This is a genomic window from Cupriavidus neocaledonicus, assembly GCF_000372525.1.
GTDB classification, from domain to species: domain Bacteria; phylum Pseudomonadota; class Gammaproteobacteria; order Burkholderiales; family Burkholderiaceae; genus Cupriavidus; species Cupriavidus neocaledonicus.
Genome location: NZ_AQUR01000084.1, coordinates 82,644 through 102,535 on the forward strand (window position 1 = coordinate 82,644; position 19,892 = coordinate 102,535).

The following is a 19,892-nucleotide window of genomic DNA, read 5'->3' on the forward strand; positions in this document are numbered from 1 at the left end:
CGGGAACGGAGGATGGCAGGATGAAGGGAATCGTCGCCCGAGCCGATCGAGGTCTTGGCAGTTCGCTACAGCAATCACACCTGGCGCGGGCATCCGCGGCGGTCGCCGTGGCGGCCGCGCTGGCCAGCCTGGCCGGCGGCGCGCTGGCGGCGCAGGTGAGCCGTTTCTCGCCGGAAGGCACGGTGGGCCAGGTGCGCCAGGTGGCGATCCGCTTCGACGAAGCCATGGTGCCGATGGGCGATGTCCAGGCCACGGCGCCCGCGGCGGTTTCCTGTACCGGCGCCAGCACCAGCGGCCAGGCGCGCTGGATCGACGCCAAAAACTGGGTTTACGACTTCGCCAGCGACCTGCCGCCCGGGGTACGCTGCAGCGTGCGCATGCGCGCCGGGCTACGCAGCGAGGCCGGCAATGCCTATGCCGGCAAGGCCGAATACCGCTTCGAGACCGGCGGCCCGACCGTGGTCTCGAGCCGGCCCTCCGGCGGCGAGATCGAGGAAGACCAGGTCTTCGCGCTGCGCTTCAACGGCGCCGCCACCGCGGCCTCGGTGCGCGAGCACGCCTGGTGCCAGGCGCAGGGGCTGGGCGAGCGCATCCCGGTGCGGCTGCTGGCGGGCAAGGAGCGCGAGGCCGTGCTCGAGGCGATCCGCTGGGATCGCCTGGCCAAGCCGGCGCCCGATGCGGTGCACCTGCTGGCCTGCCAGCAGCGGCTGCCGGCGGCGGCGCGGGTGCAGCTGGTGCTGGGCGCGGGCATTGCCACGCCGTCCGGTGTTGCCACGCGTGAGGAACGCCGCTTCGACTACACCGTGCGCGAGCCGTTTACCGCCAGCTTCAGCTGCGAACGCGAACACGCGCAGTCGCCCTGCACGCCGCTGCGGCCGATGTCGGTGACCTTCTCCGCGCCGGTGCCGCGCAAGCTGGCCGAGGCCGTGGTGCTGAAGACCCCGTCGGGCCCGCGCGCGCCGCAGTTCGATCCTGACCTCGCGCCCGACGCCAGCGTCAGCGCGCTTACCTTTGCCGCGCCGTTCGCCGAGAAGGCGCAGTTCACCATCGAGGTACCGCGCAAGCTGCAGGACGACAGCGGCCGCGCGCTCGCCAATGCCGACCTGTTCCCGCTCAAGGTGGCCACGGCCGCGATGCCGCCGCTGGCCAAGTTTGCCGCGGCGCCGTTCGGCGTGGTCGAGCGCTTCGGCGAACTGCCGCGCGGCAAGTCGGCGCAAGACTACCCGCCGCTGCTGCCGGTGACGCTGCGCAATGTCGAGGCCGACCTTGCCGTGCGCGGCGTGCAGGCCCGTGCCGGCACCGTGATGAAGCTGCGCGTCGACGACGACGCCGCCGTGATGCAGTGGCTGGGCCTGGTGCGCCGCCTGCACGAGGCCAGCTATACGCGCGGCGAACTCGATGCCGTGCTGTCGGGCCGCTCGCCGTACCGCGTCAACAATCCGCGCAACGCGGTGTCGATCGAGACCCGCTCGGTATCGCTGCTCGAGCGCGCGGCGGGCGTGCAGAAGCTGGCGGTGCCCAAGCCTTCGGGCGATGCGCCGCGGCCGTTCGAGGTGGTCGGCATCCCGTTGCCGGAGCCCGGCTTCCATGTGGTCGAGATCGCCTCGCCGATGCTGGGCGAGGCGCTGCTGGGCAAGCGCGCGCCGATGTACGTGCGCACCGCGGCGCTGGTGACCAACCTGGGCGTGCATTTCAAGCTCGGCCGCAGCAGCGGCAACGAAGACGACGGCAGCCGCAGCGGGCTGGCCTGGGTCACCGCGCTGGACGACGGCAAGCCGGTGCGCGACGCCGCGGTGGCGGTGCGCGACTGCAGCGGGCGCCTGCTGGGCGAGGGCCGTACCGATGCCAGCGGCGTGGCGCGCTTTGCCAGGCTGGCCGCGGCACCGGAGGGCGCGTGCGACCAGAACGGGCTGTCGGGCTATTTCGTCTCCGCCCGCATCGCCGCCACGCACCCGCAGGCGCGCGGCAAGGCCGACATGGCCTTCGTGATGTCGGACTGGAACCGCGGCATCGAGAGCTGGCGCTTCAACGTGCCGACCGACACCAGCGCCACGCCCACCGTGCGCGCCCACACCATCTTCGACCGCACCCTGCTGCGCGCCGGCGAAACCGTGTCGATGAAGCACCTGATCCGCGCCGAGACCGCGCAGGGCTTTGCCTTGCCGCCGGCGAGCCGTCCGCTGCCCACGCGCGTGACCATCCGCCATGAAGGCAGCGGCCAGAGCTACGAGCTGCCGCTGCAATGGCGTCAGACCGCGACCGGCGGGCGCAGCGCGGAAAGCAGCTTCCAGGTGCCGACGGCGGCCAAGCTCGGCGTCTATACGGTCGAGCTGGAGACGCAGAAGGGCGAGGGCACGCAGAACGACGGCGGCGCGCGCAGCTACCCCAGCGGCAGCTTCCGGGTCGAGGCGTTCCGCCTGCCGGTGCTGGCCGGCACGCTGCAGGTGGCAGGCAAGGCCGGGTCCGTGGTGGCACCGGCCGAACTGCCGCTCGGGGTCGAGATCCACTACTTGTCCGGCGGCGGTGCCGCCGGGCTGCCGGTGCGGGTGTCCGCGCTGCTGCGCGACAAATACGTGAGCTTCCCCGGCTACGACGAGTTCTCGTTCAACCCGCCGCGCGCGCAGCGCGAAAGCGGCGGCGACGAAGAGATGGACGAGGACCAGCAGGGCGACGCCAGTGCCGACGGCCAGAAGCTGGTCGCCGACAAGCTGCCGCTGACGCTGGACAAGAACGGCAATGGCAGCGTAACGCTGCGCAAGCTGCCCAAGACCGACGCGCCGCGCGACCTGGTGCTCGAGGCCGGCTTTGCCGATCCCAACGGCGAGATCCAGACCCTGCGCCAGACCGTGCCGGTCTGGCCGGCTGCGGTGGTGGCCGGCATCCGCACCGACGACTGGGTCTCGGTGAAGCAGAAGCTGGCGGTGCATGGCGTAGTGCTCGACGTCAACGGCAAGCCGGTGGCGGACGCGCCGGTCAAGGTCAATGCGCGCGCGCGCATCACCACCTCGGCGCGCAAGCGCGTGGTGGGCGGCTTCTACCGCTATGACAACCGCACCGAGACGCGCGACCTTGGCACCGTATGCGAAACCCGTACCGATGCGCAGGGCCGCGCGCGCTGCGAGGTGGCGCTGGAGCAGGCCGGACAGATCGAACTGGTCGCGAGCGCGCGCGACAAGGACGGCCGTACCGCGCAGGCCGCCACGACGGTGTGGGTCACGCGCCAGGGCGAGCTGTGGTTCGGCGGCGAGAACCATGACCGCATCGACCTGCTGCCGGAGAAGAAGTCCTACGCACCGGGCGACACCGCGGTGTTCCAGGTGCGCATGCCGTTCCGCCACGCCACCGCGCTGGTGGCGGTGGAGCGTGAAGGCATCTACCAGACCCAGGTGGTGGAACTGCACGGCAGCGACCCGACCGTGCGCGTGCAGGTCAAGCCGGAGTGGGGGCCCAATGTGTACGTGTCGGTGCTGGCCCTGCGCGGGCGCCTGCACGAGGTGCCGTGGTATTCGTTCTTCACCTGGGGCTGGCGCCAGCCGGGCGAGTGGTGGCGCGCGTTCCGCAGCGAAGGGCGCGAGTACGCGGCGCCGACCGCGCTGGTCGACCTGTCCAAGCCGGCCTTCCGGCTGGGGCTGGCGGAGATTCGCGTCGGCAATGCCGGCCACCGGCTCGACGTCGCCGTGACCCCGGACAAGACCAGCTACCCGGTGCGCGGCAAGGCGCGCGTGGCGATCCAGGTCAGGCTGCCCGACGGCAAGCCAGCCGCCAACGGCGAAGTGGCGCTGGCCGCGGTGGACCAGGCGCTGCTGGAACTGATGCCCAACACCAGCTGGGACCTGCTCGACGCGATGCTGCAGCGGCGCGGCTACGGTGTCGAGACCTCGACCGCGCAGATGGAGATCATCGGGCGCCGCCACTACGGGCGCAAGGCGGTGCCGGCGGGCGGCGGTGGCGGCAAGAGCCCCACGCGCGAGCTGTTCGACACGCTGCTGGTGTGGAACCCGCGCGTGCAGCTCGACGCCGAGGGCCGTGCCAGCGTCGAGGTGCCGCTCAACGATTCGCTGACCAGCTTCCGCATCGTCGCGGTGGCGGACCTGGGCCTGGGCCGTTTCGGCACCGGCAGCGCCACCATCGCCGCGACGCAGGACCTGCAGGTGATTTCCGGCCTGCCGCCGCTGGTGCGCGAGGACGATCGCTACCGCGCCATGTTCACGCTGCGCAATACCACCAGGCGTGCCATGACGGTGCAGGCCAGCGCGCGCGGCACGCTGCTCGGCAACGAGGCCGGCCTGCCGGCGCAGACCGTGCAGATTCCCGCGGGCGAAGCGCGCGAGATCGGCTGGGACGTGACCGCGCCCGCGCTGCTGGCCTATGCGCGCACCGGCACCGTGATGTGGGAAGTGCAGGCCAGCGAGCAAGGTACCGGTGGCGCCGCCGACCGCATCAAGGTGTCGCAGCAGATCGTGCCGGCGGTGCCGGTCACGGTGCAGCAGGCCACGCTGGCACAGGTGGCGCCGTCGCTGTCGATCCCGGTCAAGGCGCCGCCGGGCGCGCTCGCCGACCCCGCCGGCAAGGTGCGCGGCGGGGTGCAGGTCAACTTCCAGTCATCGCTGGCGGGCGGCATGCCGGGCGTGCGCGAGTGGTTCCGCAACTACCCGTTCACCTGCCTGGAGCAGCGCGCCTCGAAAGCCATCGGCCTGAACGACGGCGCCGCGTGGGACGCGCTGATGGCGCAGCTGCCGTCCTACCTCGATGCCAACGGCCTGGCCTCGTACTTCCCGCTGAGCAGCGACAGCGACTACGGCAGCGAAGTGCTGACCGCCTACCTGCTGGCGGTGACCGACGAGGCCGCGCGCGCCGGGCTGGCGCTGCGCATTCCCGATGCGCAGCGCGCCCAGATGGAGCGCGGCCTGACCGACTTCGTCGAAGGCCGCATCCGCCGCGACGGCTGGTCGCCGGTAGCCGGCACGCAGTACCTGGAGGTGCGCAAGCTGGCCGCGCTCGAGGCGCTGTCGCGCAGCGGCCATGCGCAGGCGCGCATGCTGGGGTCGATCCAGATCCTGCCGGCGCAGTGGCCGACCTCCGCGCTGCTGGACTGGACCCTGCTGCTGACGCGCGTGCAGGACATCCCGCAGCGCGAGCAGCGCCTGGCCGAGGCCCAGCAGCTGCTGCGCTCGCGCCTGACGGTGCAGGGCACGCGCCTGGCGTTCTCCACCGAGCGCAACGACAACTGGTGGTGGATGATGGCAGGCGGCGACGTCAACGCCGCGCGCCTGCTGGCGCTGGCGTCGGAACTGCCGGGCTGGAAGGAAGATGCGCCGCAACTGGCCACCGGGCTGCTGGGACGCCAGGTGCATGGCGCCTGGGGCACCACCACCGCCAATGCCTGGGGCATGCTGGCGGTGACGCGCTTTGCGCAGGCGTTCGAGAAGACGCCGGTGGCCGGCACTGCCCGCGCGAGCATCAGCCATGCCGCCGACGCCACGCGCAGTTTCGACTGGGCGCGCGCGCAGCGCAGCGACGGCGTGGCGCAAGGCAGTGTCGAGCTGCCGTGGCCGGCTGGTGCCGAGGGTGGCACGCTGCTGGTGGAGCAGGCCGGCGCGGGCCAGCCGTGGGCCACGGTGCGCGCCATGGCGGCGGTGCCGGTGACCGCGCCGCTGGCCGCCGGCTACCGTATTCAGCGCAGCGTGACGCCGCAGGAGCAGGCGGTGCCCGGCAAGTGGTCGCGCGGCGACGTCTACCGCGTCAAGCTGGAGATCGATGCGCAGGCCGACATGACCTGGGTGGTGGTCAGCGACCCGGTACCCGCCGGCGTCACCATCCTCGGCAGCGGTTTGGGCCGCGACTCGGCCATCGCCACGCGCGGCGAGCGGCGCCAGGGCGCGGCGTGGCCGGCCTATGTCGAGCGCACGCCGCAGGCCTATCGCGAGTACTTCGGCTACCTGCCCAAGGGCAAGGTCTCGGTCGAATACACGGTGCGGCTGAACAACGCCGGCGACTTCGCGCTGCCGCCCACGCGCGTCGAAGCGATGTACGCGCCCGACGTGTTCGGCGTGGCGCCCAATGCGCGGCTGGCGGTCGGGGCGCGCCCATGAGCTGGCTTTCGGCGATGATGCCGGCGCGCGTGCGCGAGTGGTGGCTCGCGGGCACCATGGCCGGCCTCATCTACGGTGCGCTGCTGGTGCAGGTGGCGCTGGACCTGCCCGAGGGCGCGCCGCTGACCGGGCATATCGCCATGCAGCCGGCATGGAAGACGGCGATGGCGGTGCTGCTGGCGCGCGCCGCGTGGTTCCATCGCGTCCCCGGCGAGCGCCGCTGGCTGGTCACGGCGCTGCTGTGCTCGGCGCTGGGCGATTTCCTGCTGGCGCTGCCGACGCTGTCGTTTTCGTTCGTGGGCGGGCTCGGCGCCTTCCTGCTGGCGCACCTGGCCTACCTGCGCCTGCTGGTGCCGCTGGCGGGCGACACCCGCCCGCACCGGCTGATTGCCTGCGGCGCCATGCTTGGCGTGGCGGGCACCATGCTGGGCCGCTTCTGGCCCAACCTCGGCACGCTGGCCGTGCCGGTGACGCTGTACGTGGGCGTGCTCGCCGCCATGGTGTGCAGCGCGCTGGTGGCGCGCCTGCCGACGCCGCTGGCGGCGCTGGGGGCGCTGTGCTTTGCCGCGTCGGACCTGATGATCGGCATCGCGCGCTTCCTGGTGCCGTTCGAATCGTTCCAGCTGGGCATCTGGTGGACCTACGCCGCGGCGCAGGTGCTGCTGGTCGCCGGCCTGGTAGCGGGACGCACGCAGCCATGACGCGGCGCCTGGCATGGGTTGCGATGGCGGCGGCGCTGGCCTGGCCGGCGCCGGCCGCGGCCTTGCCCACCTTCGCCCAGGTGCGCGCCGACTGGCGCAGCGCCGACGTGGTGGTGCTGGACCGCGACGGCGAGCCGGTCGGCCGCGTGCGCGACGACTTCCGCGCGCGCCGCGGCGACTGGGTGGCGCTGGCCGACACCTCGCCCGCGCTGCGCACCGCCATCGTGCTGTCGGAGGACCGGCGCTTCTATGCGCATAGCGGCGTCGACTGGCACGGCGTGGCCGCGGCGGCCTGGGCCAATTTGTGGAACACGCGCACGCGCGGGGCTTCCACGCTGACCATGCAGCTGGCCGGCCTGCTCGACGAAGACCTGCGCCGCCCGGGCGCGCCGGGGCAGGGGCGCAGCCTGACGCAGAAGCTGGGACAGGCGGCCGGCGCCGCGGTGCTGGAGCGCAGCTGGAGCAAGGACCAGATCCTCGAGGCCTACCTGAACCTGGTGCCGTTCCGCGGCGAACTGGTGGGCCTGTCGGCGATGTCGCAGGTGCTGTTCGGCAAATATCCCGAGGGTCTCGATGCGCGCGAATCGGCGCTGGCGGTGGCGCTGGTGCGCGCGCCCAATGCGCGCGCCGCGCAGGTGGCCAGCCGCGCCTGCGGCATCCTGCGCGAGATGCGGCTGCCGCGCGAGTGCGACGGCCTCGAAGGCTTTGCGCAACTGGCGCTGCTGCGCACCGGCCCGGTGGCGCAGCGCACCGCGGCTGCCGCGCCGTCGGCGGGGTTCAGGCAGCTGGCGCCGCACCTGTCGCGGCACCTGGTCAGCGAGACGCGCGCGCAGCTGCCAGCCGGCGCCGCCATGCCCGCGCGCATCGTGTCGACGCTCGACGCCCGCCTGCAACGCGCTGCCGTGGCCAGCCTGGACCGCCACCTGCGCGAACTGGCCGGGCGCAACGTCGAGGACGGCGCGGTGGTGGTGATCGACAACGCCAGCGGCGACGTGCTGGCCTACGTGGGCTCGTCCGGCGCGCTGTCCGGCGCCGCGCAGGTGGACCACGCGGCGGCGCTGCGCCAGGCGGGATCGACGCTCAAGCCGTTCCTGTACGCGCAGGCGCTGGAAGAGAAGCGGCTGACCGCGGCCTCGCTGCTCGACGACCGGCCGGTGAACCTGCCGGTCGGCGGCGGGCTCTACGTGCCGCAGAACTACGACCACCGCTATGCCGGCTGGGTCAGCCTGCGCGCGTCGCTGGCCGCATCGCTGAACGTGCCGGCGGTGCGCACGCTGGTAATGGTGACCCCCCACCGCTTCCACAAGCGCCTGGTGGCGCTGGGGCTGCCGCTGACCGAGGCGGGCGACTACTACGGCTACAGCCTGGCGCTGGGCAGCGCGGATGTGTCGCTGCTGGCGCTGACCAATGCCTACCGCGCGCTCGCCAATGGCGGCAGCTACGCGCCGCCACGGCTGCGGCAGGGCGCGCCAGCGGCGGCGCCGAAGGCCGTGCTGCAGCCGGGCGCGAGCTACGTGATCGCCGACATCCTGTCCGACCGCCACGCCCGTGCCCGCACCTTCGGCCTCGACAGCCCGCTTACCACGCGCTTCTGGACCGCGGTGAAGACCGGCACCAGCAAAGACATGCGCGACAACTGGTGCATCGGCTGGTCGCAGCACTACACCGTGGGGGTGTGGGTCGGCAATGCCAGCGGCGCCAGCATGCGCGACGTCTCCGGCGTGTCGGGCGCGGCCCCGGTGTGGCACGACGTGATGGAGGCGCTGCACCGCACGCGCCCCAGCCAGGCGCCCGCGATGCCCGCCGGGGTGGAGCGCGTTGCGCTGCGCTTCGACGATGGGCTGGAACCGTCGCGCGACGAAGTGTTCCTCGCCGGCACCGCGGTCCGGCGCGTCAGCGTGGCCGCACCGGCGGCGCGCCCGAGTGCGCCCATGATCGCCACGCCGGCGGACGGCACCGTGTTTGCGCTGGATCCCGACATGCCGCCGGCGGCGCAGCGGGTGTGGTTCCATGCGCAGGGCGCGGCCGGCCAGGCGGCGCGCGCGGTCAGCTGGCGCATGGACGGCAAGCCGCTCGGGCGGGGCGGCGAGGTGGCGTGGCTGCCCTGGCCGGGCCGGCACCAGGTGGAGCTGCTCGATGCCGCCGGCAAGGTAGTGGACCGCATCGGCATCGAAGTGCGCGGCGCTTCGGTGCGCGCGCCCGTGCCCACGGCCCGGCGCTGAGGCCCGTAGCGAAGTGTTCGGACCCGCGCCGCGGCCGGCGCCGCTGGCCGTGGGCAATAATGGCGCTTCGCCATATCCCGCAGGAACCCGCGCATGTCCCTCGTTGCCCTCGATGCCGCCGCCACCGCGGCGCGCCTGCCGTATCCCGAACTGGCGCAAGCCATTGCCGACATGCTGGCCGAGCTGCGCGACGGCACCGCCATGGCGCCGCCGCGCATCGCGCTGCCGGTCGGCGACGGGCAGGGCGCGGGCACGCTGCTGGTGATGCCGGCGCGCAACCGCGAGCTGGTGATGACCAAGAACATCACCGTGCATCCCGGCAACCCGCAGCGCGGCCTGCCCAGCATCCTCGGCGAAGTGGTGGTGGCCGATGCGCATACCGGGGCGCGCATCGCCATGCTCGACGGCCCCACCGTGACGGGGCGGCGCACCGCGGCGGTGTCGCTGCTGGCGGCGCAGCGCTTTGCCGCGCGCCCGGACGGCGAGCTGCTGATCGTCGGCGCGGGGGTGCAGGCGCTGACGCACCTGGAGGCCTTCGTCGCCGGGCTGGGCGTGCGCCGGCTGTGGCTGCATTCGCGCACGCGCGACAAGGCCGAGGCGCTCGCCGCGCATGCGCGCACGCTGGGGGTGGACGCGCATGTGGCCGAGTCGGTCGCGGCGGTATTGCCGCGCGTGTCGATGGTGGTCACGGTGACGTCGAGCCGCAGCCCGGTGCTGCCGGACCTGGACAGCGGGCTCTGGCGCGACCATCACTTCATTGCCGCGGTCGGCGCGTTCCGGCCCGACATGTGCGAGCTGCCGCCGGCACTGTGCCATGCCGCCGCGGACCATGGCCGCCTGCTGGCCGATACCCTGTTCGGCATCGAGGACGAGGCCGGCGACCTGCTGCAGGCCGGCATCGACTGGGCCGAGGTGCAGCCGTTCGAGACCGCGATCCTGCAGGCCGACGCGATCCGCGCGCGCGCCGGCAGCCCGCTGGTGTTCAAGAGCGTGGGCTATGCGCTGTGGGACCTGGCCGCGTGCGTGCTCGCCAGCCGCGCCTGATCAGCGGTCGCGCTCGCGCAGCCAGTCGGCGAACAGTTCGCGCGCCGGCGCCAGGAAGGCGGCGATCGGTTCGCGGCGGTCGCTGGCGTACCAGTGGCAGTAGCAGCCGTGGATGGTGGCAACCATCAGGCGCGCCATCGGCGCGGGCAGCGGACGGCCGGGGGCCGACAATGCCGCGACCAGGTCCTGCACGTGGCTGTCCCAGCTGCGGCGGATTTCCTCGCGCACGCTGGCCGGCACGCTGCCGGAGAACAGCAGCGCCAGCACCACGCCCTTGGCCTCGGGATTGGCGGTGAGGTAGTCAGCGACCCGGTCGAAGCTGTTCTCGAGCCGGCGCGCCGCCGTCCTGCCCTGGTGCGGTTCGGCGCCCAGCGTTTCGCCGATCTGCCGGAACAGGCTGGTGGCGGCCTCGGCCAGCAGCATCTCCTTGCTGCCGAAATGCCAGAGCAGGCTGCTCTTGGCCACGCCGGCCTCGGCGGAAATCTGGTCCAGCGTCACCTCGGCGTAGCCATGTGCGCTGATCAGCCCGCGCGTGACCGCGAGCACGCGTTCGCGCGTTTCCAGCCCGCGCCGGTTCTTGGCGACGGGGGCGGAGGAGACGGGCGTTGCAGGCTCGGCGGACTGGCGGATCGGGGGCATGGTGGGATGGCAACAGGGCGCGATATGGCATTGCGGCCGCCTGGATGGGCGGCTGGGCTCTATTTGACAGTAGACGAGGTCTGCCAGCAAACTCCGGAATTGTACTGAACGTTCAGCACAATGACACAAGTGTTGTCGGCCGCACCACTGCGTCCGGCGCAGGATCCAGGAGACCAGGATGCCGTATCCGACTGCCTTTGCCGCCGCCGCCGCCGCGCTGGCCGCCGCTTTCAGCCTTGCCGGGACCGCCGCTGCCGCCACCGCCGCGGCCAGCGCCAGCAAGCCCGCCACCGATGCCACCGCGCGCGCCAACGCCGCGGTGCTGCAGCAACTGCCGTTCCAGGACCAGCGCGACTTCGACGCGGCCCGCCGCGGCTTCATCGGCACGCTCGACAACACCGAGATCCGCGACGCGAAAGGCAACGTGGTGTGGGCGCTGGCCCCCTACGATTTCCTCAAGCCGGAAGCAGCGCCTGCCACGGTCAATCCCAGCCTGTGGCGCCAGGCCCGGCTCAACCTGCACCACGGCCTGTTCCAGGTGACGGAGCGCATCTACCAGGTGCGCGGCTTCGATATCGCCAACATGACCATCATCGAGGGCGACTCCGGCCTGATCGTGATCGACCCGCTGACCGCGATGGAAACCGCGCGCGCCGGCCTCGAGCTTTACTTCCGGCACCGGCCGAGGAAGCCGGTGGTGGCGGTGATCTACACCCACAGCCATGGCGACCACTTCGGCGGCGTCAAGGGCGTCATCAGCGAGGACGACGTCAAGGCCGGCCGGGTCAAGGTGCTGGCGCCGGAAGGCTTCATGGAAGAAGCCGTCAGCGAGAACGTCTTCGCCGGCACCGCCATGAGCCGCCGCGCGCAGTACATGTACGGCTTCAACCTGCCGCGCTCGGCCACCGGCCAGGTCGATGCGGGCCTGGGCAAGGCCGTCGCGCACGGCACGCTGACGCTGATCGCGCCGACCGACCTGATCCACCAGACCGGCGAGACCCGCACCATCGACGGCGTGCAGATCGAGTTCCTGATGGCGCCAGGCACCGAGGCGCCGGCCGAGATGCTGATGTACTTCCCGCAGTGGCAGGCCTTGTGCGCGGCCGAGGACGCCACCCACAACCTGCACAACCTCTACACCATCCGCGGCGCCCAGGTGCGCGATGCCAACCAGTGGTGGCGCGCGCTGGACCAGACCATCGACCGCTTCGGCGCCCGCACCGAGGTGCTGTTCGCACAGCACCACTGGCCCACCTGGGGCCGCCAGGAGATCGTTACCTACCTGGGCAAGCAGCGCGACGGCTACAAGTACATCCACGACCAGTCGCTGCGGCTGGCCAACCTGGGCTACGTGCCCGCCGAGATCGCCGAGCGCGTGAAGCTGCCGCCGTCGCTGGCGAGCGAGTGGCACCTGCGCGACTACTACGGCACCGTCAGCCACAACGCCAAGGCGGTGTACCAGCGCTACCTGGGCTGGTATGACGCCAACCCCGCCAACCTGAACCCGCTGCCGCCGGAAGAGGCGGGCAAGCGCTATGTCGAATTCATGGGTGGCGCGGCGCGCGTGCTGGAGCAGGCCCGCGCCGCCTACGCGCGCGGCGAGTACCGCTGGGTCGCCGAGGTGGTCAAGCACGTGGTCTTTGCAGACCCGTCCAACCAGGCGGCGCGCCAGGTCGAGGCCGATGCGCTGGAGCAGCTTGGCTACCAGGCGGAATCGTCGACCTGGCGCAACGCCTACCTGAGCGGTGCCGCCGAACTGCGCAGCGGCCCGCCCAAGAGCGGCCGCCGCGCCGGCAGCCCGGACGTGCTGCGCGCGCTGACGGACACCATGTTCCTGGACTACCTGGCGATCAGCCTGAATGGCGACCGTGCCGCCGGCAAGACGCTGGCGCTGAACTGGGTACAGCCGGACACCGGCAAGCGCTTCGCGCTGACCGTGGAAAACGGCGTGTTCCGCTACAAGGCCGACACGCAGCACGCCGCGCCGCAGGCCACGCTGACCATGCCGCGTGCCGTGCTGATGGGTGTGCTGGCCGGACAAAGCACGCTGCAGGCCGAGACCCAGGCCGGCCGCGCGCGCGTCGAGGGCGATCCGCAGGCACTGGCGGCGTGGACGGCGCTGATGGACAAGGCCGAGCCGAATTTCGCCATCGTCACGCCCTGACGGCATTCGCGACGTCCCAGCGCGCCGCCGCTGTTGCGCGCCTACCGCTTAAAACCGCTTCCATGTGAGGGTTTTCTCCGCCGCCCGGCATAAACCGTTGCGCGGATGCAGCGGACGGCGGCCTGACGAGCCGCTGCCGCCCCTTTTCTTCATGGTTAACCCTCCCTTTAGGGGGCTCCCTCTACGAATCCGTGTCATTGATGAAACAACCCCGTGCGGGCTGGCCGGATAATGCACGCGGCAGTAACCGAAAGAGGAGTAAGAGGATTATGAAATCGACCTATAAGAAGATGCTGGCCGCGGGCGCAGTGATAGCACTGACCGGAGCCGCACACGCGCAGTCCGCGGGCAGCAATATCGTCAGCATGGGCTGGTTCCGCGTGATGCCGAACAGCTCCGCCGACCCGCTGACCGTCGACAGCATCAGCGGCCGCCCGGTAGGCATCACCCGGCCGAACACCGGCGCGGAAATCGAGGCCGCCGACACCCTCGGCCTGGCCTACACCCGCTTCTTTACCGACAACATTTCCGGCGAGATCGTCGTGGGCATTCCGCCGAAGCATGATGTCAAGGGCACCGGCAACTATGCCCAGTACGGCAAGCTCGGCTCGGTCAAGCAGTGGAGCCCGGCGCTGGTGGTCAAGTACCACTTCTTCGATGCCAAGACCAAGTTCCGGCCCTATGTCGGCCTTGGCGTGAACTACACCTGGTTCACCGACGAGACCATCACCAACCAGAACTTCGTCAACCGCGAGTTCGCGCCGGGCGCGCGCATGACCGCCAGCGCCAAGCCGTCGTGGAACCCCGTGTTCAATATCGGCGCCAACTACGCCATCAACGACAAGTGGTTCGTCGGGCTGTCGGTGTCCTACGTGCCGCTGTCGACCCGCGCATCGTTCACCACCCAGGCGGGGCCGGTGACGATCCAGTCGCACACCAAGATCAAGATCGATCCGGTGGTGACGTATCTGAACGTCGGCTACCGCTTCTGAGCACGGCAAACGCCGCGCCAGAACAAAAAAGGGCGCCCGGAGGCGCCCTTTTTGCTGGCGGGGCGACGGCTCAGGCCACCGACCTGACCGGATAGCCGGCTTCCTCGATGGCCTCGCGCAATGCCTGCGTGTCGACGCCGCTGTCGACGCGCACGGACTGGGCCGGCACATCCGCGCTGACGCGCGCGGCAGGGTCGACGGCGAGCACGGCACGCGTAATGGCGCCGACGCAGTGGTTGCACGTCATGCCTTCTACCTGGAACTGGATCATGTTGGAACGCTCCTGAACGGGATGGAAACACGGCATCGGGCCGCGACAGACATAGTGTGAACCTTGCCACGATGGGAAGCGCAAGGGGAATTTTCTGCCGGGGACATGGCGCTGGCGCCATCTGCAGCGGCCCTTGACCTTCCAATGATGGTAAGGTCCATGATGCTGACATCGACACTGTGGATGACTAAGAACCATGCCAGATTCCAGCGCCGTGCTTGCTTCCCGGGCGGTCCTTACGGACCGCAGCCCGCCCGCCGACGCCATGCCCGAGTGGCGGCTGCCGGTCGAAGGCATGACCTGCGCCTCGTGCGTGGGACGCGTCGAAAAAGCCCTGGCCAGGGTGCCGGGCGTGCGCGACGTGGCCGTCAACCTGGCCACCGAGGCCGCCACGCTGCGCGCGCCGTCCGCCGCGGTGCTGCCCGCCGCCGCGCGCGCCGTGGCCGACGCCGGCTACACCGTGCCCCACGACACCATCGATCTGGATATCGCCGACATGACCTGCGCCTCGTGCGTGGCCCGGGTCGAAAAGGCGCTGCGTGCCGTGCCGGGCGTGGTCGAGGCCACCGTCAACCTGGCCAGCGAGCGCGCCAGCGTGACGCTGCTGCGCGGCGCCGCCGATGCCGCGGCGCTGGTCGGCGCGGTCGCGCGCGCGGGCTATGGCGCGACGCCGGTGGCCGAGGCGGCGCAGGCGGGCGCCGTGGCCCAGCCCGGCCAGCCGGGGCCGGCCACGCGCGCTGCCTTCTGGGACGGCCCGTGGCCGGTGGCGATCTCTGCGGCGCTGTCGCTGCCGCTGGTGGCGCCGATGGCGCTGGAATGGTTCGGCGTGCACTGGATGCTGCCGGCGTGGCTGCAGTGGCTGCTGGCCACGCCGGTGCAGTTCGTGTTCGGCTGGCGCTTCTACAAGGCGGGCTGGAAGGCGGTGCGCGCCGGCGCGGGCAATATGGACCTGCTGGTGGCGCTCGGCACCACCGCTGCCTACGGGCTGTCGCTGTGGCTGATGTGGCGCACCCCGGCCGACGCCATGCCGCACCTGTATTTCGAGAGCGCGGCGGTGGTGATCACGCTGGTGCGCCTGGGCAAGTGGCTGGAGACGCGCGCCAAGCGCCAGACCGCCGACGCCATCCGCGCGCTGGCGGCGTTGCGCCCCGACACCGCGCGGGTGCGGCGCGGCGGCGTCGAGCAGAGCGTGCCGCTGGCGGCCGTCAGCGTCGGCGATGAAATCGTGGTGCGCCCCGGCGAGCGTATCCCGGTGGACGCCGAGGTGGTCGAAGGCACCAGCCATGCCGATGAATCGATGCTGACCGGCGAAAGCCTGCCGGTGCCCAAGCAGCCCGGCGACCGCATCACCGGCGGCGCCATCAATTTCGAAGGCCTGCTGGTGGCGCGCACCGTGGCGGTGGGCGCCGAGACCGTGCTGGCGCGCATCATCCGCATGGTCGAGCACGCGCAGGCGGCCAAGGCGCCGATCCAGCGCCTGGTCGACCGCGTCAGCGCGGTGTTCGTGCCGGTGGTGCTGGTCATTGCGCTGGTCACCGTGCTGGGCTGGGGCCTCCTTGCCGGCGACTGGGAAGCCGCGCTGCTCAATGCCGTGGCGGTGCTGGTGATTGCCTGCCCGTGCGCGCTGGGGCTGGCCACGCCCACCGCGATCATGGCCGGCACCGGCGCCGGCGCGCGCGCCGGCATCCTGATCAAGGACGCCGAGGCGCTGGAAGTGGCGCACCGGGTCGGCGTGGTCGCCTTCGACAAGACCGGCACGCTGACGGTGGGCAGGCCCGAAGTGGTGGCGCTGCATGCGGCCGATCCTGCCGACACCGACGGCAGCGCGTTGCTGGCGCAGCTGGCCGCGTTGCAGGCCGGCAGCGAGCATCCGCTGGCGCGCGCCGTGCTGGCCGCGGCGCAGGCGCGCGGCATCGCCGTGCCGCCCGCCAGCGGCGTGCAGGCCCTGCCGGGCCGTGGCATTGCCGGTGTGGTCGACGGCCAGGCGCTGCAACTGGGCAGCGAGCGCCTGCGCGAATCGCTGGGTGCGCCGGCCGGCGCGCTGGCCGCGGTGGCGCAGCAGTTGCAGGCGGAAGGCCGCACCGTGTCGTGGCTGGTGCAGGCCACGCCGGCGCGCGTGGCCGGGCTGGTCGCGTTCGGCGATGCCATCAAGCCGGGCGCGCCGGCCGCGATCGCCAGGCTGCGCGCCGCCGGCGTGCGCACGGTGATGCTGACCGGCGACAACGCCGGCGCCGCGGCGCGGGTGGCGCAGGCGCTGGGGCTGGACGACGTGCAGGCCGAGGTGCTGCCCGAAGACAAGGCCGCGCGGGTGCAGGCGCTGGGCCGCGATGGCGCGGTGGTGGCGATGGTGGGCGACGGCATCAACGATGCGCCGGCGCTGGCCGCGGCCGACGTGGGCATTGCCATGTCGACCGGCACCGACGTCGCCATGCACGCCGCCGGCATCACGCTGATGCGCGGCGACCCGGCGCTGGTGGCCGATGCGCTGGCGGTCTCGCACCGCACCGTGCGCAAGATCCGCCAGAACCTGTTCTGGGCCTTTTTCTATAACGTGGTGGGGATTCCGCTGGCCGCGGCCGGCATGCTCAATCCGGTGGTGGCGGGCGCGGCGATGGCGTTCTCCAGCGTCAGCGTGGTCGGCAATGCGCTGCTGCTGCGCCGCTGGCGGGCCCAGGCCGGCGCCGCGCCGGGCGCATCCACCCCAGCCCAGGGAGGCGAGTGATGAATATCGGCGAAGCGGCACAGGCCTCGGGCGTATCGGCCAAGATGATCCGCCACTATGAGTCGATCGGGCTGGTGGCGACACCGCCGCGCAGCGACGGTGGCTACCGCCGCTATGACGAACGCGCGGTGCATACCTTGCGCTTCGTGCGGCGGGCCCGTAATCTGGGATTTTCGCTCGACGAGATCCGCAACCTGCTGTCGCTGTGGCACGACCGCGATCGCGCCAGCGCCGACGTCAAGGCGCTGACGCTGCGGCACGTGGCCGACCTTGAGCAGCGCATCGCCGAACTGGCGGCGATGCGCGACACGCTGCGAGAGCTGGCGCAGCACTGCAGCGGCGACGACCGGCCGGACTGCCCGATCCTGGCCGACATGGCGCAGCCGGAGGCGCCGGCCCGGCCGGCCTGCCACGGCTGAAGGGCGCCTGGCGCCACGCTTGCAGCCCTGGCAGGGCCGGCGCACGCCGGCGCGGCGGACTCCATAACAACAACGATAGCTGGCGCCGCGCCTGGCCCGTGCGCGCCGGCAGGAGACCTGTGCAAATGGAACAGCCGATGACGGACGATCCGGCCCTGGCCGGCGTTGCCAGCACCCCCGCCGCGAGCCCGGCGGGTACCCATGCGCCGGTGCAGAGCCGCCAGCGCATGCGCGACGGCACCGAACTGTTGCTGCGGACCTGGCAACCCGATCCGGCACGCTTTGCCGAACCGCTCGGCTCGGTGCTGCTGGTGCACGGGCTTGCCGAACACGCCGGCCGCTACCAGCATGTCGCCGACCTGCTGTGCGGCCTGGGACTGCGCGTGCGAGCCTTTGATTTGCGCGGCCACGGCGCCAGCGGCGGCGCGCGCATGGTGGCGGACCACCCGGACGCCTACCTGAACGACCTGGCCGAGGTCTACGATGCCGCGGTGCCGGGCTGGCACGAATTGCCGATCCTGCTCGGCCACAGCATGGGCGGCCTGATCGCGGCGCGCTTTGCCACCGCGCGGGTGCGGCCGGTGCGCGCGCTGGTGCTGTCGTCGCCGGCGCTGGCGCTGCGGCTGTCCCGGCCGGCGCTGGCGCTGCACCGCGTGCTGCTGGCGCTGGCGCCGCGACTGCGCGTGCCCAATCCGATCGATGCGCGGCATTTGTCGCACGACCCCGCGGTGGTCGCCGCGTACCGCGCCGATCCGCTGGTGCAGACCACCATCACCGCCGGCGTGCTCGAAGGATTTATCCGCGGCATGGCGCAGGCCCAGGCCGACGCGGCGCTGCTGGAGGCGCCCATGCTGATGCTGGTCGGCGGCGCCGACCGCGTGGTAGACCCGGCCGGCAGCCGCACCTTCTTCGACAATGCGCCGCCCGACCTGCGCGAACAAGTCTGGTTCGACCATGGCTACCACGAGATCTTCAATGAAGCGCAGCCGCTGCGCGGCGAAGTGTTCGCGGCACTGACCGGCTGGCTGCAGCGCCGGCTGGACAGCCAGCAGCGCTAGGTACGGAACACGGACTCGGCCACGCCGAACGCGGCCGCGACCACCGGGTCGTCGCGGCGCGCGGCCAGGCAGACCAGGGTCAGCTCGGTCTGCACCGTGACGCCCTCGACAATCACCAGCCCGTGCGCATGCGACTCGCGCAGCGCAATCGCATCGCGCACCAGCGACAGTCCCACGCCGGAGCGCACCAGGTCCCGCATCGACGCCTCCTGGTCGACGTGCGCGACCTTGGGCACGCTCGCGGGGTCCACGCCCGCCTGGGCGAAGTGCGCCGACAGCAGCCGGTTGTGCGCCGACTCCGGCGGGGTCCAGATCCACGGCAGCGTGGCCAGCTGCGCCCACGAGCGCAGCGCGGTGCGCTCCTTCCAGCCCTTGGGCGCGACCACGTAATAAGAGAACGGCGTCAGCGTCAACGCATGGAAGCCGGGTTCGGACGGCTGGCCCAGGTAGAAGCCGACGTCGAGCGCGCCACTGCGTACCTGCTGCAGCACCCAGCCCGACATGCCGTGGCGCAGTTCCGTGCCGATCTGCGGATGGCGCTCGACCAGCGTGCGCAGCATCGGGCCCAGCCGCGTGAATTCCGGATCGAGGATGGTGCCGATCGCCAGCCGCCCGCGCACGGTGTGATGCATGGCGTTAACGGTGTGCTGCAGGTCGCCCACGCCATCGAGGATGCGCTCGGCCAGCGGCAACAGCGCGGCGCCATCGGCGGTCAGCGTCAGGCCCGCCGCGGTGCGCTCGAACAGCCGGATGCGCCACGCCGACTGCAGTGCCTTCAGCTGCAGGCTGACCGCTGGCTGCGTCAGGTGCAGGCGCTGCGCGGCGCGGGTCAGGTTGCCTTCGCGCGCGACGGCGACAAAGGCGCGCAAGTGATGGAGGTCCAAGGGCGCGGAAGCAGTAGGGTGTTGCGACGCAATATTTTGCGCGGCTTATATTGCGATTGAAGATAAATCATTGGACGGGGCGGTGCAACTGCACCAAGCTTGCGCTCAACCCTGGCCCAACGTCTTGTGCCGCACGGCATACGTGCTGCGGCCGGTGTGCGGCGCTGCGTGGCAGCGTCTTCACCGGACGCAAAGATGGACCGGGCTGATCGAGCGGGCCGCAGCGCCCGGGGAACCAGCATTCAGGAGCGGAAGTGGAAGACATCCTTGCAGAGGCCAGCGCGGTGCAGGCCATCATCGGTCATAGCATCGCGGGCCGGCAGACACGCGGCGCCTCGCAGCGCCAGGCCGACGTATTCAACCCCGCCACCGGCGAAGTGGCCGCGCGCGTCGCGCTCGGCACGGCGCAGGACGTGGCCGATGCCGTCGCCGCCGCCAGGGCCGCCTTCCCGGCATGGGCCGACACCCCGCCGCTGCGCCGCGCGCGCATCCTGTTCAAGTTCAAGGAGCTGCTGGACCAGCACCACGACGACCTCGCCGCGCTGATCACGCGCGAGCACGGCAAGGTGTTCTCGGATGCGAAGGGCGAGGTCACGCGCGGCATCGAGGTGGTGGAGTTTGCCTGCGGCATCCCCAACCTGCTCAAGACCGATTTCACCGACAACATCGGCGGCGGCATCGACA

General features: G+C 71.7%; 13 protein-coding genes. 10 read left to right on the plus strand and 3 right to left on the minus strand.

Annotated features, from left to right (window positions below):
* Window positions 1-20 precede the first annotated feature (20 nt).
* The 4 genes from A3AG_RS0108700 (at window position 21) to A3AG_RS0108715 (ending at window position 10,059) form a co-directional block, all read left to right on the plus strand.
* Entirely contained in the window at window positions 21-6,092 is a 6,072-nt protein-coding gene (locus tag A3AG_RS0108700; protein ID WP_018005023.1) for an alpha-2-macroglobulin family protein, read from the plus strand.
* Window positions 6,089-6,793 (plus strand): lysoplasmalogenase, encoded by a 705-nt coding sequence (locus tag A3AG_RS0108705; protein WP_018005024.1) that lies wholly within the window; start codon window positions 6,089-6,091, stop codon window positions 6,791-6,793. The genes A3AG_RS0108700 and A3AG_RS0108705 overlap by 4 nt, the downstream gene beginning before the upstream one ends.
* The gene (gene pbpC / locus A3AG_RS0108710; protein ID WP_018005025.1) at window positions 6,790-9,015 is read left to right on the plus strand and encodes a penicillin-binding protein 1C; all 2,226 of its coding nucleotides are present in this window, start codon (window positions 6,790-6,792) and stop codon (window positions 9,013-9,015) included. Before A3AG_RS0108705 ends, pbpC begins: the two co-directional genes overlap by 4 nt.
* Window positions 9,016-9,108: 93 nt before the next feature.
* Window positions 9,109-10,059, plus strand: coding sequence for a delta(1)-pyrroline-2-carboxylate reductase family protein (locus A3AG_RS0108715; protein WP_018005026.1), 951 nt, complete (start codon window positions 9,109-9,111; stop codon window positions 10,057-10,059).
* On the opposite strand, the gene A3AG_RS0108720 is transcribed toward A3AG_RS0108715, so the two are convergent.
* Window positions 10,060-10,698, minus strand: coding sequence for a TetR/AcrR family transcriptional regulator (locus A3AG_RS0108720; protein ID WP_018005027.1), 639 nt, complete (start codon window positions 10,696-10,698; stop codon window positions 10,060-10,062). It abuts the gene before it with no gap.
* Between the two features lie 178 nt (window positions 10,699-10,876).
* Between A3AG_RS0108720 and A3AG_RS0108725 the strand changes: the two genes are divergently transcribed.
* Together A3AG_RS0108725 and A3AG_RS0108730 are read left to right on the plus strand one after the other, a co-directional pair.
* Window positions 10,877-12,862, plus strand: a complete 1,986-nt coding sequence (locus A3AG_RS0108725; protein WP_018005028.1) for an alkyl/aryl-sulfatase — start codon at window positions 10,877-10,879, stop codon at window positions 12,860-12,862.
* A 269-nt stretch (window positions 12,863-13,131) separates the two neighbouring features.
* Window positions 13,132-13,854, plus strand: a complete 723-nt coding sequence (locus A3AG_RS0108730; RefSeq protein ID WP_018005029.1) for an OmpW/AlkL family protein — start codon at window positions 13,132-13,134, stop codon at window positions 13,852-13,854.
* A gap of 70 nt (window positions 13,855-13,924) precedes the next feature.
* On the opposite strand, the gene A3AG_RS0108735 is transcribed toward A3AG_RS0108730, so the two are convergent.
* Complete coding sequence (locus A3AG_RS0108735; RefSeq protein WP_026164050.1) at window positions 13,925-14,125, minus strand: heavy-metal-associated domain-containing protein; 201 nt, start codon at window positions 14,123-14,125, stop codon at window positions 13,925-13,927.
* 196 nt (window positions 14,126-14,321) lie between these two features.
* Here A3AG_RS0108735 and A3AG_RS0108740 point away from each other — a divergent pair, with 196 nt between their 5' ends.
* From A3AG_RS0108740 to A3AG_RS0108750, 3 genes are all read left to right on the plus strand, one after another.
* A complete protein-coding gene (locus A3AG_RS0108740) occupies window positions 14,322-16,847 on the plus strand; it encodes a heavy metal translocating P-type ATPase (protein ID WP_018005030.1) in 2,526 nt (841 codons plus the stop codon).
* A complete protein-coding gene (cueR, locus tag A3AG_RS0108745; RefSeq protein WP_018005031.1) occupies window positions 16,847-17,266 on the plus strand; it encodes a Cu(I)-responsive transcriptional regulator in 420 nt (139 codons plus the stop codon). The genes A3AG_RS0108740 and cueR overlap by 1 nt, the downstream gene beginning before the upstream one ends.
* Before the next feature lie 125 nt (window positions 17,267-17,391).
* Entirely contained in the window at window positions 17,392-18,324 is a 933-nt protein-coding gene (locus tag A3AG_RS0108750) for an alpha/beta hydrolase (protein ID WP_018005032.1), read from the plus strand.
* Here A3AG_RS0108750 and A3AG_RS0108755 read toward each other — a convergent pair.
* Window positions 18,321-19,208 (minus strand): LysR family transcriptional regulator, encoded by an 888-nt coding sequence (locus tag A3AG_RS0108755; protein ID WP_018005033.1) that lies wholly within the window; start codon window positions 19,206-19,208, stop codon window positions 18,321-18,323. The two genes, A3AG_RS0108750 and A3AG_RS0108755, sit on opposite strands and share 4 nt — an antisense overlap.
* A 284-nt stretch (window positions 19,209-19,492) precedes the next feature.
* On the opposite strand from A3AG_RS0108755, the gene A3AG_RS31520 reads away from it, so the two are divergent.
* Window positions 19,493-19,892: aldehyde dehydrogenase family protein (locus A3AG_RS31520; RefSeq protein WP_420866467.1), on the plus strand; the 400-nt coding region annotated here is incomplete at its 3' end.